Annotated in this window: 21 protein-coding genes; 7 read left to right on the top strand and 14 right to left on the bottom strand. The window is 71.2% G+C overall.

What is annotated here, in order from left to right:
• Nucleotides 1–345 precede the first annotated feature (345 nt).
• Nucleotides 346–528: a DUF465 domain-containing protein gene (locus ASF18_RS06340; protein WP_056221710.1), complete on the bottom strand. Its 183-nt coding sequence runs from the start codon at nucleotides 526–528 to the stop codon at nucleotides 346–348.
• A 194-nt stretch (nucleotides 529–722) separates the two neighbouring features.
• On the opposite strand from ASF18_RS06340, the gene ASF18_RS06335 reads away from it, so the two are divergent.
• The 4 genes from ASF18_RS06335 (at nucleotide 723) to ASF18_RS06320 (ending at nucleotide 3880) form a co-directional block, all read left to right on the top strand.
• Nucleotides 723–941: a DUF465 domain-containing protein gene (locus ASF18_RS06335; RefSeq protein ID WP_056221707.1), complete on the top strand. Its 219-nt coding sequence runs from the start codon at nucleotides 723–725 to the stop codon at nucleotides 939–941.
• A 137-nt stretch (nucleotides 942–1078) separates the two neighbouring features.
• Nucleotides 1079–1576, top strand: a complete 498-nt coding sequence (gene purE, locus ASF18_RS06330) for a 5-(carboxyamino)imidazole ribonucleotide mutase (protein WP_056221704.1) — start codon at nucleotides 1079–1081, stop codon at nucleotides 1574–1576.
• Nucleotides 1577–1623: 47 nt separating this feature from the next.
• Nucleotides 1624–2733 carry a 5-(carboxyamino)imidazole ribonucleotide synthase gene (locus tag ASF18_RS06325; protein WP_082487164.1) on the top strand — a complete coding sequence of 370 codons (1110 nt, stop codon included), beginning with the start codon at nucleotides 1624–1626 and terminating at the stop codon, nucleotides 2731–2733.
• A 271-nt stretch (nucleotides 2734–3004) separates the two neighbouring features.
• Complete coding sequence (locus tag ASF18_RS06320; protein WP_056350242.1) at nucleotides 3005–3880, top strand: tetratricopeptide repeat protein; 876 nt, start codon at nucleotides 3005–3007, stop codon at nucleotides 3878–3880.
• Between the two features lie 58 nt (nucleotides 3881–3938).
• Here ASF18_RS06320 and ASF18_RS06315 read toward each other — a convergent pair whose 3' ends face one another.
• From ASF18_RS06315 to ASF18_RS06295, 5 genes are all read right to left on the bottom strand, one after another.
• Nucleotides 3939–4697 (bottom strand): SGNH/GDSL hydrolase family protein, encoded by a 759-nt coding sequence (locus tag ASF18_RS06315; protein ID WP_056350240.1) that lies wholly within the window; start codon nucleotides 4695–4697, stop codon nucleotides 3939–3941.
• A gap of 76 nt (nucleotides 4698–4773) precedes the next feature.
• Nucleotides 4774–6441 carry a methyl-accepting chemotaxis protein gene (locus tag ASF18_RS06310; RefSeq protein ID WP_056350238.1) on the bottom strand — a complete coding sequence of 556 codons (1668 nt, stop codon included), beginning with the start codon at nucleotides 6439–6441 and terminating at the stop codon, nucleotides 4774–4776.
• A 577-nt stretch (nucleotides 6442–7018) separates the two neighbouring features.
• On the bottom strand, nucleotides 7019–8005 hold the full coding sequence (gene glpX / locus ASF18_RS06305) for a class II fructose-bisphosphatase (RefSeq protein ID WP_056273940.1): 987 nt from the start codon (nucleotides 8003–8005) through the stop codon (nucleotides 7019–7021).
• A gap of 123 nt (nucleotides 8006–8128) precedes the next feature.
• Nucleotides 8129–9451 carry a homoserine dehydrogenase gene (locus ASF18_RS06300; RefSeq protein ID WP_056221683.1) on the bottom strand — a complete coding sequence of 441 codons (1323 nt, stop codon included), beginning with the start codon at nucleotides 9449–9451 and terminating at the stop codon, nucleotides 8129–8131.
• A gap of 182 nt (nucleotides 9452–9633) precedes the next feature.
• The gene (locus ASF18_RS06295) at nucleotides 9634–10374 is read right to left on the bottom strand and encodes a ceramidase domain-containing protein (RefSeq protein WP_056350283.1); all 741 of its coding nucleotides are present in this window, start codon (nucleotides 10372–10374) and stop codon (nucleotides 9634–9636) included.
• A gap of 140 nt (nucleotides 10375–10514) precedes the next feature.
• Here ASF18_RS06295 and xth point away from each other — a divergent pair, with 140 nt between their 5' ends.
• Both xth and ASF18_RS06285 read left to right on the top strand, forming a co-directional pair.
• Nucleotides 10515–11309: an exodeoxyribonuclease III gene (xth, locus tag ASF18_RS06290; protein WP_056273935.1), complete on the top strand. Its 795-nt coding sequence runs from the start codon at nucleotides 10515–10517 to the stop codon at nucleotides 11307–11309.
• Nucleotides 11310–11387: 78 nt separating this feature from the next.
• Entirely contained in the window at nucleotides 11388–12017 is a 630-nt protein-coding gene (locus ASF18_RS06285; protein WP_056350236.1) for a glutathione S-transferase family protein, read from the top strand.
• Between the two features lie 41 nt (nucleotides 12018–12058).
• Here the strand turns inward: ASF18_RS06285 and ASF18_RS06280 are convergent, their stop codons facing one another.
• From ASF18_RS06280 to ASF18_RS06245, 8 genes are all read right to left on the bottom strand, one after another.
• Entirely contained in the window at nucleotides 12059–12883 is an 825-nt protein-coding gene (locus ASF18_RS06280) for a tetratricopeptide repeat protein (RefSeq protein ID WP_156649696.1), read from the bottom strand.
• A gap of 61 nt (nucleotides 12884–12944) precedes the next feature.
• Entirely contained in the window at nucleotides 12945–14675 is a 1731-nt protein-coding gene (gene ilvD, locus ASF18_RS06275; RefSeq protein ID WP_056221671.1) for a dihydroxy-acid dehydratase, read from the bottom strand.
• Nucleotides 14676–15025: 350 nt separating this feature from the next.
• On the bottom strand, nucleotides 15026–15817 hold the full coding sequence (eutC, locus tag ASF18_RS06270) for an ethanolamine ammonia-lyase subunit EutC (RefSeq protein ID WP_056350233.1): 792 nt from the start codon (nucleotides 15815–15817) through the stop codon (nucleotides 15026–15028).
• A complete protein-coding gene (locus ASF18_RS06265; protein WP_056350230.1) occupies nucleotides 15814–17211 on the bottom strand; it encodes an ethanolamine ammonia-lyase subunit EutB in 1398 nt (465 codons plus the stop codon). Before ASF18_RS06265 ends, eutC begins: the two co-directional genes overlap by 4 nt.
• 106 nt (nucleotides 17212–17317) lie before the next feature.
• Nucleotides 17318–18178 carry a transglutaminase family protein gene (locus tag ASF18_RS06260; RefSeq protein ID WP_056221813.1) on the bottom strand — a complete coding sequence of 287 codons (861 nt, stop codon included), beginning with the start codon at nucleotides 18176–18178 and terminating at the stop codon, nucleotides 17318–17320.
• 92 nt (nucleotides 18179–18270) lie between these two features.
• Nucleotides 18271–18867 carry an LUD domain-containing protein gene (locus ASF18_RS06255; protein WP_056350228.1) on the bottom strand — a complete coding sequence of 199 codons (597 nt, stop codon included), beginning with the start codon at nucleotides 18865–18867 and terminating at the stop codon, nucleotides 18271–18273.
• Complete coding sequence (locus ASF18_RS06250; protein ID WP_244472599.1) at nucleotides 18864–20567, bottom strand: lactate utilization protein B; 1704 nt, start codon at nucleotides 20565–20567, stop codon at nucleotides 18864–18866. The genes ASF18_RS06255 and ASF18_RS06250 overlap by 4 nt, the downstream gene beginning before the upstream one ends.
• Nucleotides 20564–21307: a (Fe-S)-binding protein gene (locus ASF18_RS06245; protein ID WP_056221646.1), complete on the bottom strand. Its 744-nt coding sequence runs from the start codon at nucleotides 21305–21307 to the stop codon at nucleotides 20564–20566. The genes ASF18_RS06250 and ASF18_RS06245 overlap by 4 nt, the downstream gene beginning before the upstream one ends.
• A 408-nt stretch (nucleotides 21308–21715) precedes the next feature.
• On the opposite strand from ASF18_RS06245, the gene ASF18_RS24090 reads away from it, so the two are divergent.
• On the top strand, nucleotides 21716–22024 hold a 309-nt coding region (locus ASF18_RS24090), incomplete at its 3' end, for a hypothetical protein (protein WP_162239163.1).

Genomic DNA, 22024 nt, shown 5'->3' with positions numbered 1-22024 from the left:
ATTTACGCCGCCGGACTGCTGCGCCATCCTGCCGAACGGATCGAGGCGCAGGCTTTTGCTTCCGCGCTTCGCGAGACGAAGCCGGCGGACTTGAAAACCGCCGCCCTGGGGACCGGCGGCGCGAAGCCGGCGGACACGAAAACCGCCGCCCTGGGGACCAGTGGCGCGAAGACACCGGACACGAAAACCGCCGCCCTGGGGACCAGCGGCGCGAAGTCGGCGGACACGAAAACCGCCGCCCTGGGGACCAGCGGCGCCAAGACACCGGACACGAAAACCGCCGCCCTGGGGACCAGCGGCGGCGGCGAACGCTCGAGAGATGAGGCGGTGGGGGTGAGACGGCCGCTAATGCAGCTGGTCGGTTTCGCTTCGCAGGCGGTTCATCTCGTCCTTGAGGTGGAGCTTGCGTCTCTTGAGCTCTGCGATGCGCAGGTCGTTCGCCGAGGGTCGGATGGTGGCGTCGTGGATCTCCCGCTCGAGGGCTTCGTGCTTGCGGGCGAGCTGGGTCAGGTGCGTCTGCAGTGACATGAGCTGTGTCTCCTGTCTCGTTTCGACGGGGCCAGACTGGCATATGATCAGCCGGCTGTCGAAGCCTATCGACGGCTCGGCTTGACGGATGTTTGTGCAGGCGGATGGTTGTGCAGGAGGCGCGGCGGGTTCTTGCCCAGGCCGAGCGGCTGTCGCATGGTCTGCGGCGAAAGCGTCCCGGGGCATCAGGTGCGATGGCGGTCCAGTTCGATAACGATGCGTCGGTGGAACCCGCCGACGAGTTGGCGCGGCTGAAGCAGGAACACCGCGACCTCGACGGCGCGATCGATGCCCTCGAGGTCGGGGTGGTGGCCGACCAGCTGCAGATCCAGCGCCTGAAGAAGCGCAAGCTCTTCCTGCGCGACCGGATCTCGTATCTCGAGGACCAGATCACCCCCGACATCATCGCCTGACCGGGCCCCCGGCGGGCGGGTGTCCGGGCGGGTGCCGCCTTGCGGGCACGCCACCGCTTTTGTATTCGGCGTTCCCAAGGGCCGCGTCGCGTCGCACGGCCCGTCTTACCACCTGATCGCGAAGGGATCTGACGACCATGGCGGGAGCCTCCCCGGTCGCGATCATCATGGGCAGCCAGTCGGACTGGGCGACCATGCGGCATGCCGCCGAGACGCTGGATGCGCTCGGCGTCGCCCATGACGACCGCATCGTCTCGGCCCATCGCACGCCCGACCGCCTCGTCGCCTTCGCCAAGGGCGCCAAGGCCGAAGGATTCCAGGTGGTGATCGCGGGCGCCGGCGGCGCGGCCCACCTGCCGGGCATGACCGCGGCGATGACCCCCCTTCCCGTCCTCGGCGTGCCGGTGGAATCGAAGGCCTTGTCGGGACAGGACAGCCTGCTCTCCATCGTGCAGATGCCCGCCGGCATCCCGGTGGGCACCCTGGCGATCGGCCGGGCGGGCGCCGTCAACGCGGCGCTGCTCGCCGCCGCCATCCTCGCCCTCACCGATGCGGGCCTCGCCGCGCGTCTCGAAGCCTGGCGCGCCGCACAGACCGCGAGCGTCGCCGAGACCCCGCAGAGCGACCAGCCGTAAACTCCCATCTGCCGTGAACCGGAACCTGCCTTGAAAAGCGAATCGCCGTGACCGCCCTCCCCGACATCCGCCCCGGCGCGACCCTCGGCATCGTGGGCGGCGGCCAGCTCGGCCGCATGATCGCCCTCGCGGCCGCCGGTTACGGCCTGCGGGTCCACGTCTTCGCGCCCGATGCCGACAGTCCGGCCTTCGACGTCTCGGCCGAGGCCACCATCGCGGCCTACGACGACGTCGCGGCCCTGGCGCGCTTCGCAGCGAGCGTCGACGTGGTCACCTACGAGTTCGAGAACATCCCGGCGCAGGCCGCCGAGGCCCTGGCCGCGAAGGCGCCGTTGCACCCGAACGCCGCAGCACTCGCCACGACCCAGGACCGGCTGACCGAGAAGCGCTTCATCAACGACCTCGGCATCGAGACCGCGCCGTTCCGGGCCGTCGACACGGTCGAGGACCTGACCCGGGCGCTCGAAGAGATCGGCCGCCCGGCGGTGCTGAAGACCCGCCGCTTCGGCTATGACGGCAAGGGCCAGCGCATGATCCGGGCCGAGGGGCCGGTCGACGCCGCCGCCATCCTGGCCGAGTTCAACGGCGCGCCCTGCATCCTGGAAGGCTTCGTGCCGTTCGAGGCGGAGGTGTCGGTGGTGGCCGCCCGCGGCGCCGACGGGGCCTTCGCGGCCTACGACCCCTGCGCCAACGAGCACCGCGACCACATCCTCGCCGTCACCCGCGTGCCCGCCCCCGGCATCGCGCCGCAGACCGAGGCCGCCGCCATCGGCATCGCCCGCCGCATCGCCGAGGCGCTGGACTATGTCGGCGTGCTCGCCGTCGAGATGTTCCTGGTGCCCCAGGCGGACGGCCCGGCCCGGGTCGTGGTCAACGAGATCGCCCCGCGGGTCCACAATTCCGGCCACTGGACCATCGAGGGCGCGACGACCTCGCAGTTCGCCCAGCACGTCCGGGCGGTCTGCGGCTGGCCGCTCGGCGATTCGGCCCGGGTCGGCGGCATGGCGGTGGAGATGCACAACCTGATCGGCGGCGACGTGGACGACTGGGCCGCGATCCTCGCCCGGCCGGGGAGCCAGCTCCACCTCTACGGCAAGGGCGAGGCCCGGCCGGGCCGCAAGATGGGCCACGTCACCCAGTTGCTGCCAAAACCCTGAGACGCCGCCCGAACCGCGGCCCGATTGCGACACCCACCCGGCAACCGACGGTCCCGCCGGCCGTTTGGAGCCGTTTCGTGAAGGCGCGCGCGGCAAGCCATACCTTCGCCACATCCGACCGCTTGAGCGGAACCCGTCGCCGACTTTAAGCGCGCATTCACCGCGATGCGGGAGGGTGCGGGCGCAACCGGCCCCGTCCATGCGGGGCTCGGCACGGGACGCAATCGAATCGGGGGCGGCGTCGCGCGCGACGCCGGGGGGAGCGAGGACCATGACGGTTTTGAAGCTGCGGGCATCGAAGGCGGGGCTGATCGGGGCCACGGCGCTCGCGGCGGCCGCGCTGGCCGGTTGCGAGACCTATGGCGGCGGCGCCACCGCGACGCGCCAGTTCGCCGTGCTCGAATCCGACCAGACGGGCGCCACCACGGTCAACATCACCTCGCTCACCGACGTGATCCAGCGCAATCCCAACGACGCGGCGGCCTACGTCACCCGCGGCGCGGCCTATGCCCGAGCCGGCCAGTTCAACGACGCCATCGGGGACTTCACCAAGGCGGTGCAGATCGACCCGAATTCGGCCTCGGCCTACAACAACCGCGCGCTCGCCAACCGCCAGATCGGCCGCAACGACGCCGCGCTGCAGGACTTCTCGAAGTCGATCTCGGCCGATCCGAACTACGCCCCGGCCTATATCGGCCGCGCCAACGTGCTGCGCGCCCAGGGCGACCTCGAGGGCGCCACCACCGACCTCAACCAGGCGATCCGCCTCGCGCCGGAATCGGCCGAGGCCTACCACGCGCGCGGCCTCGTCCGGCAGAAGCAGGGGCAGAACACCCAGGCCATCGCGGATTTCGACGCCGCCATCGACCGCAATCCCTTCGTGGCGGCGCCCTATGCGGCGCGCGGCCAGAGCCTGATCGCCACCAACCAGTACGACAAGGCGATCGAGGACTACAACGCGGCGCTCAACGTCAACAACAAGGACGCCACCTCCTGGGCCTATCGCGGCCTCGCCTACGAGAAGTCCAACCGCAGGAAGGAGGCGGTGGAGAGCTACCAGCGCGCCGCGCAGATCGAGCCCGGCAACCCGGTGGCCAAGCAGGGTCTCGGCCGCGTCCAGGGCGGCGTCGGCTCGCTGTTCAACTGACGGACCCCGCGCGGGGGGGCGTTCGCGCCTCCGCAGGCTTCGCGACCCCGCCGGCCGCTCAGTCCGGCGGCGCGCGCAGGTGCGTTTCGAGCCCGGCCGCCAGGGCGTCGTAGTCGCGCAGGTGCACGCCGTCCGGCGGCACCGCCCGGGTGGTCAGGCCCGGTGGACCGTCGCGCAGGTCCGCGAAGGGGTCGAAGACCCGGCAGCCCTGCCGCGCGCACAGATCACGCAGGAGCGCCGTGTAGGCGGCCACCGCCGCCGGATCGCGCTCCGCCCCGGCCTCCGGCCCGATCGGCGGCACGGCCGCCACCAGCACCCGATCCGCATTCGCCGCCAGCCACGTCACGATGCGGCCCGTCGCCGCCGCGAACCCGCCCGCCATGCGCGCCGACAGGGGGTCGGCCCGCCGCAGGATGTCGTTCGTGCCGACGAACAGCACCGCGACTCCGGCCCGGACGGGGAAGGCCAGTCCGTCGATCGCGCCGGCATAGCGGCGGGCCGAGGTGCCGCCGATCCCGCCATTCACCACGTCCGGCCGCCGCGCCATGGCGGCTCCGAGAAGCTCGGCCTGCGAGTTGCCCGCCAGGAACACGAAGCCCGGCCGCGCCGCCGCCAGCGCCGCCCGGATCGCCGGCAGACGCGCGGCGAGGTGGGCCTCGGCGATCTGGCGATCGTGCCGAACCGCGTCCGGCGGCGCGAGGATCCCGCCGGCCCCCAGCCCCACAATTCCGAGCGCCGCCGCTCCGACGCCCCCGGCGAGCAGGCCGCGCCGGGTCCACGGCCCGGATCGCGGGCGGTCGTCGTCGGAGCCGCTCATCCGTTCCCCCGATGCCGGCCCCGGCGCCCGGGGCGTCCGGCATCAGCCCCGAAAGCCGGCCGTCGGGCAAGCCCGCTCAGGCGGCCTGGACGGTGGCGAGGAAGCCCGAGACCTCGGCGCTCAGCTGTTCGGACTGGCGCGCGAGTTCGGAGGCGGCGGCCAGGACCTGGGACGAGGCCGCCCCGGTCTCGCCGGCGGCCTGGGTCACGCTGCCGATGCTGACGGTCACCGACTGCGTGCCCTGGGCGGCCTGGGTCACGTTGCGGACGATCTCCTGGGTGGCCGCTCCCTGCTCCTCCATGGCCGCCGCGACGCCGACCGCGATGCTGCGCAGCTCGGCGATGGTCGCGCCGATGGTCCGGATCGACGTGACCGCCTGGCGGGTCTCGCTCTGGATCGTGGTGATCTGGTCCGAGATGGTCGCCGTGGCGCGCGCGGTCTGGGAGGCCAGCTCCTTGACCTCGCCCGCGACCACCGCGAACCCCCGGCCCGCCTCGCCGGCGCGGGCCGCCTCGATGGTGGCGTTGAGTGCCAGCAGGTTGGTCTGGGCCGCGATCCCCGAGATCAGGCCCACCACCGTGCCGATCCGCTCGGCCCCCTCGGCGAGGCCGAGGATGATCGTGTCCGTGGCCGCCGCGTTCTCGGAGGCCCGCTCGGCCATCGCCGCCGAGCGGGCGACCTGGGCGGCGATCTCGCCGATGGAGGCGGCCATCTCCTCGCTCGCGGCCGCCACGGTCTGGACATTGGCCGAGGTCTGCTCGGCGGCCGAGGCGACGCTCAGGGATTGCCCGGCCGTCTGGTCGGCGGTGCGGCTCATCGCCCGCGCCGTGGCCTCCATCTCGGTGGCGGCGGAGGACAGGCCGTGGGTCAGGCGTGCGACCTGCGCCTGGAACCCCCGCGTGGCGGCATCCAGGATCTCGGCCCGGCGCATCTTGGCGGCGCTCTCGATCGCGGCGGCGGCGTCGGCGTCGCGCTTGGCGATCATGGCGTCCTTGAAGACCTGGACGGCCCGGGCCATCGCGCCGATCTCGTCCCGGCGGTGCGCGCCCGCCACCTCGGTCGTGACGTCGCCGCCGGCCAGCTTGGCCATGGTGCCGGTCATGCCGCCGAGCGGGCGCACGACCAGGGCCAGCACGGTGTAGAGGCCGAAGCCGATGGCGGCGGCGGCCAGGGCGACCAGGGCCAGGAGCGCCAGGCGCGACCAGCCCGAATGGGTCTCGGCCCGGTCGAACTCGGCCTGCGCCTCCCGGACCTGCAGGGCGGTGAGCTGGCTCAGGACGACGTTGGCCTCCTCCATGCCCTTCACCAGAGCCGCGTGGGTCGCGTCGAAGTCGGGGGTGCCGCCGGCGGCGAGGCGACGGAGGATGTCGGCCGCGACCGCGGCGTTTTGGTCGATGCGCCGCTGCAACTCGGCGGCGAGCTCCTTCTCCTCCGGGGTCAGGTAGGTCGCCAGGTAGGCCGACCACTGGGTCTGGATGTTGCCCAGATCCGCGTCGATCTTCGCGGTCGCCCGGCCGGCCTCCCCTTGCCGGTTCCGAAGCGCGCGCGACGTCGCCAGCAGGTCGTCGTAGGCATCACGGATCAGGCTGAACTGCCGCAGTGGGACGATGCGGTCGCCGAAGACGGAATTGAAGCTCCGATGGTTTTCCGACAGGGCGAAGGTGCCGATCCCCGTGGAGAGGAGCAGGAGAAAGCCCATCACGCCGAGCAGCGTGACCAGGCGGCCTTTGATGGTGGTGCGCATGCGAAGATCTGCCGGATGGGAGAGTCGGGTGTCCGATCTCCCTTGGGTTCGGCGGGAGGCTCGGGATTCCTGCGCCGACCTTCTCCGGCGAAGTGGTGAAAGGTCGCTTTATTTCCAATCCGAATGCTTTGGCGTGTCCGTAAAAATCTTCGTGAAGCTCTTGCGAGACAACCACAGCATTTTCAGAGTTACTCTCTTTGGTTCCATCACGGTTTCGAGAGAGCCAATAGTCGTCGGCGCAGACGATGCGGGTCGGTCGTGGGCGGGCGCGACCGATCCGTCCATTCGTCCAGCGTAGACTTGGAGATTCCCGGCGCAGGACAGCGGCATCCCGGATGCACACCGACCGGTCCCGAAAGCGGTGGTTTCCGATCGCGGAGATGCCAGCGGATGCGGATGCCGGGTCCACCGTAACGGCATCGATCCTCCGCCGAACGGGTTCGCCCGGTAATGGCCGAAGCGAAGATCGCTCGCACGCGATGGGACGGAGTCGTCGCGGCTCCGCGCGATCTTCCGGCGATCTGCAGGGCTGCGCTCGAAGAGCGTCCCCGCCGATCCGACCCCGGACGTGTCCCGCTCAGGCGTCGCCCAGCAGGCGGTGCTCGCAGAGCATGCGCCGGACGGTGCCGCTGGCCGAGCGGTAGACCACGGTCTCGGTCTCGATCAGGCCCGGCCGGAAGCGGACGCCCCGCAGCAGGGCGCCGTCGGTGACGCCGGTGGCGGCGACGATGACGTCGCCCCGGGCCATGTCGTGCAGCTCGTACTTCCGGTTCGGGTCGCTGATGCCCATCCGGGCGGCGCGCTCGCGCTTGTCGTAGCTGTCGAGGATCAGGCGGCCCTGCATGTGCCCGCCGATGCAGCGGAGCACGCCGGCCGCGATCACGCCCTCGGGAGCCGCGCCGATGCCGAGATAGATGTCCGCTCCGGTCGCCTCGGCATTGGCGGTGTGGATGATGCCTGCGATGTCGCCGTCCGAGATCAGGCGGATGCCCGCCCCCGTCGCCCGCACGGCGGCGACGAGCTGCATGTGGCGGGGTCGGTCGAGGATGATGGCGGTGATCTGGGCCGGGTCGACGCCCTTGTGACGGGCGAGCGCAGCGATGTTGTCGGCCGGGCTGGCATCGAGATCGACGAGGCCGGCCGGGTAGCCGGGCCCGATGGCGATCTTCTGCATGTAAACGTCGGGGGCGGCGAGCAGGGAGCCGGCTTCCGCCAGGGCCGTCACCGCGATGGCGCCGGGCATGTCCTTGGCGCAGAGGGTGGTGCCCTCGAGGGGATCGACGGCGATGTCGACCTTCGGGCCGTCGCCGGTGCCCAGGCGCTCGCCGATGTAGAGCATCGGGGCGTTGTCGCGCTCGCCCTCCCCGATCACCACGGTGCCGTCGATGGGCAGCAGGTTGAGCTCCAGGCGCATTGCGTCGACGGCGGCCTGGTCGGCCTCTTTCTCGCGGCCCTGTCCGCGCAGGCGGGCCGCGGCGATGGCGGCCCGCTCCGTGACCCGCGCCAGCTCCAGCGTCAGGGACCGGGCCACCGGCGCGCGCGATTCCAAATTGCCACCAGACATGTGAGCCTCGCGCCCCTGCGCCTCTCTTGGGCGCTCCTTATGAACTAAAATGCGCGTTTGGCATGAAGTTTCGCGCCGCGCGCGCAGTTTTCTTCGTTCATCCCCAGATCGTGCGCACGGCCCCTATTCGCGCTCGATCCGGATCAGCTGGGGGGCCTCGGCGAGCAGGCCGTCGGTCGCGATCGCGTCGAGGGCGTCCCGGATCGTGCCCTCGGTGGCGGCGTAGGTAATCAGCACCAGGGGGACCGGCTGGCCCGAGCGGCCATGCGGGTCCTTCGAGGCCGCACTCTCGGAGCGGCGCTGCAGGATGCTCTCGATGGAGATGTCGCGCTCGGCCATGCGGGTGGCGACGCCCGCGGCGACGCCGGGGCGGTCGTGCACGGTGAGGCGGATGTAGTAGCCGCCCTCGTGCCGCTGCATGGCGACGCGCTGGGACGGGCTCAGGGCGGCGGCGGGGCGTCCGAAGGTCGGGCGGCGGGTGCCGGCGGCGATGTCGGTGATGTCGGAGACCACGGCCGAGGCGGTGGCCTCGCCGCCGGCACCGGGACCGATCAGGGTGAGCTCGCCCACCGCATCGGCATCGATGGTGACCGCGTTGGTCACGCCCATCACCTGGGCGATGGCGGAGGATTTCGGCACCATGGTCGGATGGACCCGCTGCTCGATGCCCCCGGCCGCCGCCTGTGCGACGCCGAGGAGCTTGATCCGGTAGCCGAGTTCCTCGGCCATGGTCAGGTCGAGGGGCTGGATCGCCGAGATGCCCTCGACCGAAACGCCCTCGGCGTCGACCTCGGTGCCGAAGGCGAGGCTCGTCAGGATCGCGAGCTTGTGGGCGGTGTCGAAGCCCTCGACGTCGAAGGTCGGGTCGGCCTCGGCATAGCCGAGGGCCTGGGCGTCCTTGAGGCAGGCCTCGAAGGTCAGGCCCTCGCGCTCCATCCGGGTCAGGATGTAGTTGCAGGTGCCGTTCATGATTCCGTAGACGCGCGACACGGCGTTGCCGGTCAGGCCCTCCCGCAGGGCCTTGATCACCGGGATGCCGCCGGCGACCGAGGCCTCGTAGGCGAGCGCCACGCCCGCCGCCTCGGCCTGCCGGGCGAGGGCCGCGCCGTGCTTGGCCAGCAGCGCCTTGTTGGCGGTGACCACGTGCTTGCCGGCGGCCAGGGCCGCCTCCACCGTCTGCCGGGCCGGCCCCTCGGCGCCCCCGATGAGCTCGACCACGCAATCGACCTCCCCGGAGGTCGCCAGGGCGACGGGATCGTCGAACCAGGTCACGCCGGCGAGGTCGAGGCCGCGGTCGCGGCTCCGGTCACGCGAGGAGACGGCGGTGACGCGAATCGCCTGCCCGCTGGTCTGGCCGAGGGCCTCGGCCCGGCGGGCGACCATCCGGACGACGGCGGCGCCGACGGTGCCGAGGCCGGCAACGCCGAGGCGAAGGCTCTGTGTCATGGGTGTGTTCCGTCACTCTGTCGCGCCGTGGACCTGCCGGGTCCGGGACCTGCCGCGTCCGGCGGCGGTGCGGGCCCGGCGTCGATCGGCGGAGGCGAATGCCGCGCTCGGCGCGGCCCGATCTTCTGCAACGATTTGCCGGGGGGCGCAACAAAACGGCCGGCCGTCGGGGTGACGCGGCGTTACGATCGGCGCCGACGGTAGCGGACCGCGATGGCGATGAGCGCGCAGAGCACCCCGGCATTGAGGATGTGCCAGAGGGCGTGGGTGCCCAGGGGCCAGGCCGGACACACCGCCCGGTCGAGGGTGCGGAAGGCGAGCGAGACGGCGAACAGGACGGCGACTCCCAAGAGGCCGAGCCCGGCCTCGCGCCGGGCGGGATCATGGCGGCCGAGCCCGGCCTCGCGCCGGGCGGGATCCGGGGGACCGCCCCGCGGCGCCAGCAGGCCGGCGGCGACGCCCGCCAGCGCCAGGATCGCGGGGGCGTAGGCGATCGAGCCGTTGGTGAGCGCGTCCGTCGACCGGCCGGTGAGCCCGTCGAGGGCGGGCTCCAGGCCGAGATTGACGGCCGCGAAGGCCAGGGTGGCGGCCAGCGCCGCCCCGGTCCCGAGGCCGAAGTAGCGCCGCATCGCCAGGAGGAAGTAGGCGTAGATGAAGAGCGCGATCGGGATGACGTCGGCCAGCAGCGCCCAGCGCACCGCCAGGGTGTGGAACAGGAACGAGCCGACGCCCACCACCGCCACCAGGGCGCTGAGCAGGAGGGCCGGCCTGTCGCCCGTGCGAGCGCGGCGCACGCGCGCCGCTGCCAGGGCGGCGGCGATCAGGAAGGCGCCGTTCGACAGGGCGTTGACCGGCTCCGCCCAGAAGCCGGGATCGCTGCGCTCGCAATAGGCGCAGATCGGCGTCAGCCAGTCCCCGTCCATCCGGACCTCCCCGTCACCGCCCGTCGCGCCTGCGGAGCACAACGCCTCGACCCGAGCCTCGCCGTCGAAGCCTTGCCAGCCCGCGGCGAAGGCCCGATGACGGGCATCCACGCGCCCCAGCTCCCAGAGACTCCCTGCCCATGCGGATCGCCACCTGGAACGTCAATTCGATCAAGCAGCGCGTCGGTCACCTCGTCGGCTTCCTCGACGAGGCCAAGCCCGACGTGGTCTGCCTGCAGGAGCTGAAATGCCAGGACGAGGGCTTTCCCCGGGCAGAGATCGAGGCGGCGGGCTACGCCGTCGAGACCCTCGGACAGAAGGCCTATAACGGCGTCGCCCTGCTGGTGCGCGCGCCCCTGGCGATGTCCGAAATCCGCCGCGGCCTGCCCGGCGACGACACCGACGAGCAGGCCCGCTACATCGAGGCGCTGATCTCCGGCGAGGGCGTGCGGCCGGTCCGCGTCGCCTCGATCTACCTGCCCAACGGCAACCCGGTCGACAGCCCGAAATACCCCTACAAGCTCGGCTTCCTGGAGCGGCTGCGGCGCCATGCGCAGGGCCTGCGCGAGGCCGAGGAGGCGGTGGTGCTGGCTGGCGACTACAACGTGATTCCCGAGCCGGAGGATGCGGCCGACCCCGAGGCCTGGCGCGGGGACGCGCTGTTCCTGCCCCGGAGCCGGGCGGCGTTCCGGGCGCTCCTCGCCGAGGGCTACACCGATGCCCTGCGCGCCTGCGATCCGCGGGCCGGCCTCTACACCTTCTGGGATTATCAGGCGGGGGCCTGGAACCGGAACGCCGGCATCCGGATCGACCACCTCCTGCTCTCGCCGCAGGCCGCCGACCGGCTGACCTCGGCCTCGGTGCAGAAGCACCTGCGCGGCCTGGAAAAACCCTCCGACCACGTGCCCGTGACGGCGGATCTCACGGACGCGTGAGCGAACGATCCGGGCGCCCGGGGGTTGGGCTCCGGCAATCCCTCACCAGAATCCCCCCAACACGGAGCAACCCCCCGCGTGAAACTCTACGGCACCAGCTACTCGCCCTACGTCCGCAAGGTGCTCGTCGCCCTGGCCGAGAAGGGCCAGGAGGCGGAGCACATCCCGCTGTTCTTCCACGACAAGGACCCGGCCTTCCAGGCGGCGAGCCCGCTGGGCAAGATCCCGGCCTTCGACGATGACGGCTTCCTGCTGGCCGATTCCTCCGCGATCCTGACCTACCTGGAGGCGAAGTTCCCGAGCCCGGCATTGTACCCGTCCGAGGCCAAGGCCCGCGGCCGCGCGATCTGGTTCGACAAGTACGGCGACACCGAGATGTTCGACGTCATCATCGCCCCCTTCGCCAACCGGGTGGTGAAGCCGAAGATGCTCGGGCAGCCCGGCGACGAGGGCGCCGTCGCCAAGGCCCTCAACGAGGACCTGCCGAAGATCTACGATTACCTCGAGGGGCAGATCGACGGGTCCTACCTCGTCGGCGACGCCTTCAGCGTCGCGGACATCTCGGTGGCCACGGGCTTCCACAACCTGCACCTGGCCGGCGAATCCGTCGATGCCGGGCGCTGGCCCAAGCTCGCCGGCTACGTCGACGCCACCCTGGCGCGCCCGTCCTTCGTCACGGCGCTGGCGGCCCGAACGTCTCCGAACTGATCGCCCGAATTGGTCACCCGAAGCGGTGCGACCGTCGGCGTTCAGCGCCGGCGGCGCGCCGATCCGGTGACCTGGGCGGTGGTCTGGGAGGCCTGCGCCATCGCGGCGGCGCGGTCCTCCTCGCTGGCCGAGGCCCAGGCCTTCTCGTAGAGGGCGACGATCCAGTCGTCCTTGCGCCCCTGGGCGGCTTCCCGGGCCATCGAGAGCCACATCAGCCCGCGGGCGCGCTGGGCCGGCACGCCCTGGCCGTTGACGAGGAGCTGGCCGAGCAGGGCCTGGGCGGGGGCATGGCCCTTCTCGGCGGCGAGGTTGAACCAGCGCGCGGCCTGGCGCGCGTCGGTGTCGACGCCGGTGCCGTCGAGGTAGAGCCGGCCGAGATTGTACTGCGCGTTCGGGTCGCCGAAATACGAGGCGGCATAGTTGAACATGTCGTAGGCGCGCTCGGGGTTCGGGCGCACGTAGGTGCCCTTGATCCCGTCGAGGAAGTAGGCGCCCAGGGCCGTGAAGGCGCTCGCGACCACGCCCGAGTTCTGGGCGTCCGGCCCCTCGTCGGTGGTGTCGTCGGCGATGCGCGAGAAGAACTCGAAGGCCTTGAGGTCGTCGTGGGGCACGCCGTCGCCCTCGGCGTACATGCGGCCGAGCTTCCACAGCGCCAGGGCATGGCCCTGTTCGGCGGCGTATTCCAGGGCGCGGGCGGCCCCTTCCTTGTCGCCGGCATTGTAGTCGCGCACGCCCATGCGCAGGGCCTCGCGGGCGCTGCGGTAATTGCCGCTGGGCACCGGTGTCCGGGCGGTGGCGTCGAGGGCCGCCGCCGGCAGGGCGCCGAGGAGCACGAGCCCGACCGCCGCGGCGAGCCGCCGGCCCATCGGGGCGAGCGGCCGATCCCGGGCGGCCCGGACCGGCCGCGGGGCGCGGCCGAGGGCTGTCCTAGATGTCCGCATAGGTGTGCGTCTCCTCGGCGCCGCCCGGATGGGTCACCGCGCCGTTCACCGCCGGCCCGACGGTCTGCTGGTACTTCCACAGGTAGCCGGAGGTGGCCGAGTTGGTGCGCGGGCTCCAGGCGGCGCGACGCGTCGCGAACTCCGCGTCGGAGACCGCCACGTCGAGGGTGCCCTTGATGGCGTCGAGGGTGATGACGTCGCCGTCGCGGATCAGGCCGATCGGACCGCCGACGGCGGCCTCGGGCCCGACATGGCCGACGCAGAAGCCGCGGGTGGCGCCCGAGAAGCGCCCGTCGGTGATGAGCGCGACCTTGTCGCCCATGCCCTGGCCGTAGAGGGCTGCGGTGGTGGAGAGCATCTCGCGCATGCCGGGGCCGCCCTTCGGACCCTCGTAGCGGATGACGAGGACTTCGCCCTCCTTGTAGGTGCGCTTCTGGACGGCCTCGAAGCAGGCCTCCTCGCCGTCGAACACGCGGGCCGGGCCGGTGAAGACCTGCTTGTCCTCCGACATGCCGGCCACCTTCACGATGGCACCCTCGGGGGCGAGGTTGCCGCGCAGGCCGACGACGCCGCCGGTGGGCGTCAGGGGGGTGGCGGCGGAGCGGACCACGTCCTGGTCCGGGTTCCAGTGAACCTTCTCCATGTTCTCGGCCATGGTGCGGCCGGTCACGGTCATGCAGTCGCCGTGCAGGAAGCCGTGGTCGAGCAGCGTCTTGAGCAGGAGCGGGATGCCGCCGACCTCGAACATGTCCTTGGCGACGTAGCGCCCGCCCGGCTTCAGGTCGGCGATGTAGGGCGTCCGCTTGAACACCTCGGCGACGTCGAACAGGTCGAACTTGATGCCGCACTCGTGGGCGATGGCCGGCAGGTGCAGGGCCGCGTTGGTGGAGCCGCCCGAGGCCGCGACGGCGGCCGCCGCGTTCTCCAGGCTCTTGCGGGTGACGATGTCGCGCGGGCGGATGTTCTTGGCGATGAGCTCCATCACCTTCTCGCCCGCGGTCATGCAGAATCTGTCGCGGATCTCGTAGGGCGCCGGGGCGCCGGCCGAGTAGGGCAGCGCCAGGCCGATGGCCTCGGAGACGGTGGCCATGGTGTTGGCGGTGAACTGCGCGCCGCAGGCACCGGCCGACGGGCAGGCGACCTGCTCCAGCTCGTCGAGGTCCTCGAGGGACATGTCGCCGACCGCGACCTTGCCCACGGCCTCGAACAGGTCCTGCACCGTCACCGGACGGCCCCGGAACGAGCCGGGCAGGATCGAGCCGCCATAGATGAAGATCGACGGCACGTTGAGGCGCACCATCGACATCATCATGCCGGGCAGGGACTTGTCGCAGCCGGCCAGGCCCACGAGGGCGTCGTAGGCGTGGCCGCGCATGGTCAGCTCGACCGAGTCGGCGATGACCTCGCGGGAGGGCAGCGAGGCGCGCATGCCGGCATGGCCCATGGCGATGCCGTCCGTCACCGTGATGGTGCAGAACTCGCGCGGGGTGCCGTTGGCGGCCGAGACGCCCTTCTTCACCGCCTGCGCCTGGCGCATCAGCGAGATGTTGCACGGGGCGGCCTCGTTCCAGCAGGAGGCGACGCCCACCAACGGCTGGTGGATCTGCTCGCGGGTCAGGCCCATGGCGTAGAGGTACGAGCGGTGGGGCGCGCGCTCGGGCCCCTCCGTGACATGGCGGCTCGGAAGCTTCGACTTGTCGGTTTTGCTCGCGTCCATCGTGTGTCTCACCGCCCCGGCCTGATACGCATGTGTGGGTTCGGCGCGACCGCGAACAGATGGGTGCGTTCCGTGGGGACCCACGGCGCGCGGCCCACCGGACCGTTTCTCGGAAAGCGTCTGAACTCCGCGGTAAAGCGTTGGGGGAACTATCGTTTACCGCGCTTGCTGAGGTGGTCCCGGTTTATGGCGGGATCGCGGCGGCGAGAGGGGTCTCCCAAGGCAAAGTCGGGATGCTTTCGGGGTGTTGCGACCTCGCCACAGCCACGCTTAGGGGCGGGATTTCTTCCGGACAACCTGAGGCGACGGCGGGGTTCGTCCCGGGTCCCCGCGCGAAGGCTTTGCCAACCTCAGGCCGGCTCGGACCCGTCGCCCAGCAGGGTCGGGCCCGGGGCGGCCGAGAGGGCGGGCCCGCTGTCGTCCTTGAGGGTCACGCCGGAGAGCCCCAGCGCGAAGGCCTGGGTCAGGAGCCAGTCGAGCTTGAACGCGGCCAACGCGTGCGAGAGCCCGGCCGGGCGCACGTTCGAGAGGCAGTTGCGCTCGGCATCCGAGCGCCCCACCCGCGGGGCGAAGGTGAGGTAGAGCCCGAGGCTGTCCGGCGAGGACAGGCCGGGCCGCTCGCCGATGATCACCACCACGGCGCGGGCCTGGAGCGCCGCGCCGATGCCGTCGCCGAGGGCCACCCGCGCCTGCGTCGCCACCACGATGGGTGCGAGTCGCCAGCCGGCCCGTGCGATGTGGGGCTGGAAGGCGGCGAGGAGGCCCGCCGCCCCCTCGTGCACGGCCCGGGCCGAGAGGCCGTCGGCGACCACCAGGGCGAGGTCCACCGGGCCGTCGCTGCGGGCGGCGAGCGCCGCGGCGCCCTCCTCCGTCAGGGCGCGGCCGAGATCCGGCCGCCGCAGGTAGGTCGCCCGGTCCGGCGCGGCGGAGGCCACGCGGAGCGTCTCGAACCCGAGGGCCGCGAGGCCCGCGCTCACCGCCTCGGCGTCGAGGGGCGTGTGCACGGCGTCCCGGGCCTGGGCGTGGGCGAGGCCGAAGCGCAGGACCTCCCGGGTCGGCAGGCCGGAGCCGGCCCGGCCGAGGCCGATGCGGGCGGGGGTGAGCCGGGCGAGGCGGGCCCAGGGGTCGGCCTCGGTGCTCATGCGGCCAGCCCGGGATCGGCGAGCCCCGGCGCGGCGGCGATCAGGCGGGCGCTCGGCCCCTCCGGCAGCAGGGCGCCGTCCACGTCGGTGAGCCCGATCCGCTCCAGCCAGGCCTCGAATTCCGGGGCGCGCTTCAGGCCGAGCACCTCGCGCAGGTAGAGGGAATCGTGGAACGAGGTGGACTGGTAATTCAGCATCACGTCGTCGGCGCCGGGGATGCCCATGATGAAGGTGCAGCCGGCCGCCCCCAGCAGGGTCATCAGGGTGTCCATGTCGTTCTGGTCGGCCTCGGCGTGGTTGGTGTAGCAGACGTCGACGCCCAGCGGCACGCCCATGAGCTTGCCGCAGAAGTGGTCCTCCAGCCCGGCCCGGATGATCTCCTTGCCGTCGTAGAGATATTCCGGCCCGATGAAGCCCACCACGGTGTTGACGAGGAGGGGCCGGAACGGCCGGGCCACCGCGTAGGCCCGGGCCTCCAGGGTCTGCTGGTCGATGCCGTGGTGCTGGCCCGCCGAGAGGGCCGAGCCCTGCCCGGTCTCGAAGTACATGCAGTTGTCGCCGACCGTGCCGCGCTTGAGGGCCAGCGCCGCCTCGTGCGCCTCTCGGAGGATCGGCAGGGTGACGCCGAAGCTGGCATTGGCCCCTTGCGTGCCCGCGATCGACTGGAACACGAGGTCGACCGGCAGGCCCCGGTTCATGGCCTCGATCGTGGTGGTGACGTGGGTGAGGATGCACCCTTGCGTCGGAATCTCCAGGCGCCGGATCAGGTCGTCGAAGAGGTGGAGCAGGCCGCTCAGGGTCGAGACGGAATCGGAGGCCGGGTTGAGGCCGATCACCGCGTCGCCGCAGCCGTAGGACAGGCCGTCGAGGATCGAGGCGGTGATGCCGGCGGCATCGTCGGTGGGGTGGTTGGGCTGCAGCCGCACGGCGAGGCGCCCCGGCAGCCCGATGGTGTTGCGAAAGCGCGTGACCACCCGGCACTTGCGCGCCACCAGGATCAGGTCCTGGTTGCGCATGATCTTGGAGACCGCCGCGGCGATCTCCGGCGTGATGCCGGGGGCGATCCGCGCCAGGGTCCCGGACGAGGCCGTCAGCAGGAACTCGCGAAAGTCGCCGACGGTGAGGTGGGCGATCTCGGCGAAGGCCCCCGCGTCGTGGGTGTCGAGGATGAGGCGCGTGACGTCGTCGGCTTCGTAGGGAATCAGGGGCCGGGCCAGGATCTCGCGCAAGGGGACCTCGGCGAGGCACCAGCGGGCCGCCACCGCCTCCTCGGCGGATTCCGCCGCCACGCCGGCGAGCCGGTCGCCCGAGCGCACCGGCGTCGCCTTGGCCATCAGGGCCGCGAGATCGGCGAAGACGTGGGTGCGGGGGCCGACGGTATGACGATAGGCCATGGCGCGATGCCCTCCGTGAACCGTTCACATCGCACGCCTGCCCGGTTCGGCAAGGGCGCGGCGATCGCGGCGCGCTAGGATGATCGGGGCGCGCTCGCCCCGGGTCTCAGGCCGCGCCCGCGTGCGGGGCCGGCTCCTCGGTGGAGATCGCGTCGACGGTGCGCTGGGGCGGGCTGCCCTGCCCGTCCGCGCGCACGATGCGGATCTGCTGGTTGACCGGCTGCATGTTGCCCCAGGGCGTCGAGAAGGCGATCTCGGCGGCGTCGCGCCCGACGCCGATGCGCACCAGGCCGTCGAGGTCGGCCTGGCGGGTCGCATCGAACAGCCACCAGCGCCCGTCGAGATAGGCCTCGAACACCGCGTGGAAGTCGCTCGGCACGAGGCCGTGGGCGTAGCAGCTGACGAAGCGGGCCGGGATGCCGAGCGCCCGGCAGAAGGCGGTGCCGATATGGGCGAAGTCGCGGCAGACCCCGGCCCGCTTGAGCAGGCTCTCGTCGGCGGTGGTCTCGCCGTCGCTGGTGCCGGGCTGGTAGGTCAGGTGGTCGTGGATCCAGTTGCAGATCGCGTTGACCCGCTGGTGGCCCTTCGGCAGGGCGCCGAACTCGGCCAGCGCGAAGGGCGTCAGCCGGTCGGACGAGACGAAGCGGCTCGGCAGCAGGAACGGCAGGATGTCGAGGGGCAGCTGGGAGATCGGCGTCTCGTTGACCGTCGCCGGGTCGGCCCGGTGTACGGTGAGCTCGACCTCGGCGCTGTATTCCAGGGCGAACTGCCCCACCGGCACGTTGACGCCGAGGTAGCGGTTCTGGAGGTCGGGCGTGATGTAGATGTCGCGCTTCAGGTTCGGCGACAGGATCAGGCTCTCGCTGAGGATCTCGACGCTACGCAGGCGCGCGACCTCGAGGTTGAAGATGAAGGTCGTGTCCGAGAGGATGTTGTAGGATAAGTTGCAGCCCAGTTGATAGCGCACCATCCGCTCCTTGCTGACAGGTCTCGCATGCATGTCGTGGCGGTCGGCATAGCAAGGATCGCGCCTCCGGGCGCGGTGTCGCGCACCGGACTTCAGCCCCGGCGCGGCACCAGGATCACCGTGAGCGAGCGCACGCCCTGCGCGCCGTGGATCAGCACGCCCTCGATGTCGGCGGTGGCCGAGGGGCCGGTGTGGAGCACGGCGTAATCGGCGTGGGCGAAGTCCGGGCGGCGGTAGGCCGCCTGGATGTTCACCAGGATGTCGGCCGGGTCGAGGAGCACCACCAGGTGCTGGGCGAGGTAGGCGACGGCGTTCACCTGCAGTTCGGCCTGCGTGAACAGCACCGAGCCGGTCTCGGCGACCCCGAACACCGCCCGCACGACGGCGACGTCGACGTCGGCGAGGTCCTGCGGCCGGGCCACGGCGCCAAGATCGCGGTTGCCCGCGATCTCCGGCACGGCCGAGGCGATGACCGACGCACCGGCCAGGCGCTCGCGCACGCTGGCGAAGGGGTCGCCGACGGGGTCGGCCTCGGCGAGCCGGCCGCCCATGCGCTTCAGGCGCTCGCCGAACTCGGCCACGTGGTCGTCGCCGACCAGGGGCGCGAAGAGCGGCACCTCCGGCAGGGGGTAATCGCCCGCCGGGCGGTTCTGGCGGATGCGCGCCAGGGTGGTTTCGCGGACGCTCATGTCGCACTCTTCGTCGTGTCGCCGGTCTTCGTGGTGCCGTCGGTCTTGGTCGTGTCGCGGGTCTTCGTCGTGTCGCCGGTCTTCTTGCCCCCCGCCTGGCCCATGCGGTTCTGCTTGTACCAGGCGTGGAAGGTCTGGCGCGGGGCCTCGGGCATCTCGCGGCCCTTCCCCCAGGTGTTGAGCGGGTTGTAGACGGCGAAGCGCGGCAGCACCTTCAGGGCGGAATCGGCGGCGCCGATGGCCGCCCGGTAGGTGGCCGGGCGGCTCAGGACCTGGCCCGCCGCCTTCATCATGCCCTGCTTCAGGAGCGGGATCTGGTGCTCCTCGGCCAAGACCTTCCGCCACGCGAAGATCTGCTCGTGGATGTTGATCTTCACCGGGCAGACATTGGTGCAGGAGCCGTTCATCGTCGAGGAGAACGGCAGGGTCGAGTATTTCCGCTTGTTGAAGGTCGGGTCGATGATCAGCCCGATCGGGCCCGAATAGGTGGCGCCGTAGGACAGGCCCCCCGAGCGCCGGTAGACCGGGCAGGTGTTCATGCAGGCGCCGCAGCGGATGCATTTCAGGGACGTCCAGAACTCCTCCATGCCGAGGCGCTCGGAGCGGCCGTTGTCGACCAGCACCATGTGCATCTCGGTGCCCGCGCGGGGCGCGCGGAAGTGCGAGGTGTACTGGGTGATCGGCGAGCCCAGCGCCGAGCGCGAGAGCAGGCGCAGGAACACGCCGAGATGCTCGATGCGCGGGATCAGCTTCTCGATGCCGATGGAGTGGATCTGGAGCTTCGGCACGTTGCCCGAGAGATCGGCATTGCCCTCGTTGGTGCAGGTCACCACCGTGCCGGTCTCGGCGATGGCGAAGTTGCAGCCGGTGAGCCCCGCATCCGCCTCCAGGATCAGCGGGCGCGTGTGCATGCGCTGGCTCTCGGCGAGGTAGTGGGCGTCGTCGTTCTCGGGGTCGGTTCCCATGGTGCGGGAGAAGACCTCGGCCACGTCGAAGCGGGTCTTGTGCACGGCCGGCACCACCACGTGGCTCGGCTCCTCGTTGTCGAGCTGCTGGATGCGCTCGCCGAGATCGGTCTCGATCACTTCGATGCCGGTGCCGGCCATGTAGTGCCGGAAGCCGCATTCCTCGGTGAGCATCGACTTCGACTTGATCAGCGACTTGGCGCCGTGATCCTTGAGGATGCCGTGCACGATGCGGTTGTGCTCGGCCCCGTCGGCGGCCCAGTGCACGTGCACGCCGTTGGCCTTCGCCTGGGCCTCGAACTGCTCGAGGTAGCGGTCGAGGTTCGCCAGGGTATGCGTCTTGATCTGGGAGGCGAGCTCGCGCAGCTCCTCCCATTCGGGGATGCCGAAGGCGGCGGTGTCGCGCTTGGAGCGCAGGTCCCAGAGCCGGGCGTCGTGCGCCTTCTGGTGCAGCGGCGCGGCGAGGAAGCGCTCGGCGGCCTCGGCCTGGTCGATGGGCCGGTCGCCGCGGATCTTGGCGCCGCGCGGCTGCGGCTCGCGGGGCGCCTTCGGGGAGATGGCCTCGGCCGAGATCGGCCGCGAGGCGCCCTCCGCGTGCTGCAGGCGCCGGCCGTCCTGGCCCCGCTCGCTCTCGTCGTTCGCGGCCAGCACCTCGGGATGGATCACGCCGTCGCGGCGGGCATCGTCGCGGGGTCGAAGGTCCTCCCGGGGACGGAGTTCGTCGGAGGCGCTCATGCGGTCGCTCCATTCAGGATGCGGGCGATGTGGATGTACTTGAGCGGCACGCCGAGCCGCTCGGCGCAGCCCTTCTGGTGCATCAGGCAGGAGGAATCGGCCGAGACGACGTAGGCGGCCCCGGCCTGGGCGTGGTCCGCGACCTTGTCGTAGCCCATCTTGGCCGAGACGGCGGGCTCGAACACCGAGAAGGTGCCGCCGAAGCCGCAGCACTCGTCGGGCCGGGCGGGGGCCACGATCTCGATGCCCTTGACCTTCTTCAGGAGATCCAGGGGCTTGGAGAAGAACGGCGCGTTCAGCTCGGACGGGCGGGCGTGGTGGATGCCCCGGAGCGCGTTGCAGTTGCCGTGGTAGCCGACCTTGTGGGGGAACTCGGCCCAGGGGAATTCATCGACCTTGAGGATGTCGTGCAGGAACTCGACCAGCTCGAAGGTCTTGGCCCGCACCGCCTTGACCTCCTCGGTCTGCGGGATCGCCGTGAGGTGCTCGCGCACCTGGTGCACGCAGGAGCCGGACGGGGCCACCACGTAGTCGAACGGGGCGAAGTTCTTCACGAACAGGGCCTCGGTGGCGGCGGCCTCGGCGTGGCAGCCGGTGTTGGTCATCGGCTGGCCGCAGCAGGTCTGGTCGAAGGGGTAGTCCACGTCGAGCCCGAAGCGCTCCAGCAGCTCCAGGGTGGCCACCCCCACCTCCGGCTCGAAGGCGTCGACGTAGCACGGCACGAACAGTCCGATGCGCATGGCGTTCCCTGGTCCCGCGCCCGCCGGGACACCCCGCCGGCCGCCTTTGGAAATGTTCTACTCTGGGGCCGGGTTTAGAGCATCGGACCGGAAAGGGGAAACCGGTTTCTCGGGCGCGGGGGCGTCGACGGGTACCGCGAGGCGCACCCCGCAGGGGGGTGGGCGGGCCGGTCGAGGCGGCCCCCGCCGGCCCCCGCCGGCCCCGTCCCGCTGACCGATCCCGGCGCCCGCGCCGTTCCGGCCGCGCCGCGTGGGATGCGGGCGCGGCAAGGTTTTGATACGCCTCGGAAAGGTAAATGAAATTTCAAATCAAACACAAGATTTGCGCTACTGAGAGGAATAGAATGTATTAACTTGGACGATACAACGTTCGCATCAGGTCAATTCAGGTCACGGTGCGAGGACGGCATGGGCGCGGTCATTGTCGACGCGAAGGATTGGAAGGCGGGCAGCCCAATCTATTATCTGATGGGGCTCGGCAATGACGTTTACGACGTTCTCAATGCCGGCTCGGGTTACTCCTACGACACCAACGCCTCCTACGCGCTGACCTCCACGGACAACAACACGCTGCGCTTCGAGGTCCGCTCGGGCGACAGCAACTGGTACGACAAGCAGCGGAACGGCGCCGAGCGCTCGGAGGTGTCCAGTCGCGAACTCATCAAGCAGGGCGTTCCGGCCGAGATTGCCTACAAGTTCACGCTCGAGCCCGGCGCT

Source organism: Methylobacterium sp. Leaf89, from assembly GCF_001422215.1.
GTDB lineage: Bacteria > Pseudomonadota > Alphaproteobacteria > Rhizobiales > Beijerinckiaceae > Methylobacterium.
This window is presented reverse-complemented; position numbering and strand designations above follow the sequence as displayed.

Coding starts and splice junctions, on each gene's coding strand:
- ASF18_RS06340 (WP_056221710.1), bottom strand. CDS start 528: ATGTCACTGCAGACGCACCTGACCCAGCTCGCCCGCAAGCACGAAGCC.
- ASF18_RS06335 (WP_056221707.1), top strand. CDS start 723: ATGGCGGTCCAGTTCGATAACGATGCGTCGGTGGAACCCGCCGACGAG.
- purE (WP_056221704.1), top strand. CDS start 1,079: ATGGCGGGAGCCTCCCCGGTCGCGATCATCATGGGCAGCCAGTCGGAC.
- ASF18_RS06320 (WP_056350242.1), top strand. CDS start 3,005: ATGACGGTTTTGAAGCTGCGGGCATCGAAGGCGGGGCTGATCGGGGCC.
- ASF18_RS06315 (WP_056350240.1), bottom strand. CDS start 4,697: ATGAGCGGCTCCGACGACGACCGCCCGCGATCCGGGCCGTGGACCCGG.
- ASF18_RS06310 (WP_056350238.1), bottom strand. CDS start 6,441: ATGCGCACCACCATCAAAGGCCGCCTGGTCACGCTGCTCGGCGTGATG.
- glpX (WP_056273940.1), bottom strand. CDS start 8,005: ATGTCTGGTGGCAATTTGGAATCGCGCGCGCCGGTGGCCCGGTCCCTG.
- ASF18_RS06300 (WP_056221683.1), bottom strand. CDS start 9,451: ATGACACAGAGCCTTCGCCTCGGCGTTGCCGGCCTCGGCACCGTCGGC.
- ASF18_RS06295 (WP_056350283.1), bottom strand. CDS start 10,374: ATGGACGGGGACTGGCTGACGCCGATCTGCGCCTATTGCGAGCGCAGC.
- xth (WP_056273935.1), top strand. CDS start 10,515: ATGCGGATCGCCACCTGGAACGTCAATTCGATCAAGCAGCGCGTCGGT.
- ASF18_RS06280 (WP_156649696.1), bottom strand. CDS start 12,883: ATGGGCCGGCGGCTCGCCGCGGCGGTCGGGCTCGTGCTCCTCGGCGCC.
- ilvD (WP_056221671.1), bottom strand. CDS start 14,675: ATGGACGCGAGCAAAACCGACAAGTCGAAGCTTCCGAGCCGCCATGTC.
- eutC (WP_056350233.1), bottom strand. CDS start 15,817: ATGAGCACCGAGGCCGACCCCTGGGCCCGCCTCGCCCGGCTCACCCCC.
- ASF18_RS06265 (WP_056350230.1), bottom strand. CDS start 17,211: ATGGCCTATCGTCATACCGTCGGCCCCCGCACCCACGTCTTCGCCGAT.
- ASF18_RS06255 (WP_056350228.1), bottom strand. CDS start 18,867: ATGAGCGTCCGCGAAACCACCCTGGCGCGCATCCGCCAGAACCGCCCG.
- ASF18_RS06250 (WP_244472599.1), bottom strand. CDS start 20,567: ATGAGCGCCTCCGACGAACTCCGTCCCCGGGAGGACCTTCGACCCCGC.
- ASF18_RS06245 (WP_056221646.1), bottom strand. CDS start 21,307: ATGCGCATCGGACTGTTCGTGCCGTGCTACGTCGACGCCTTCGAGCCG.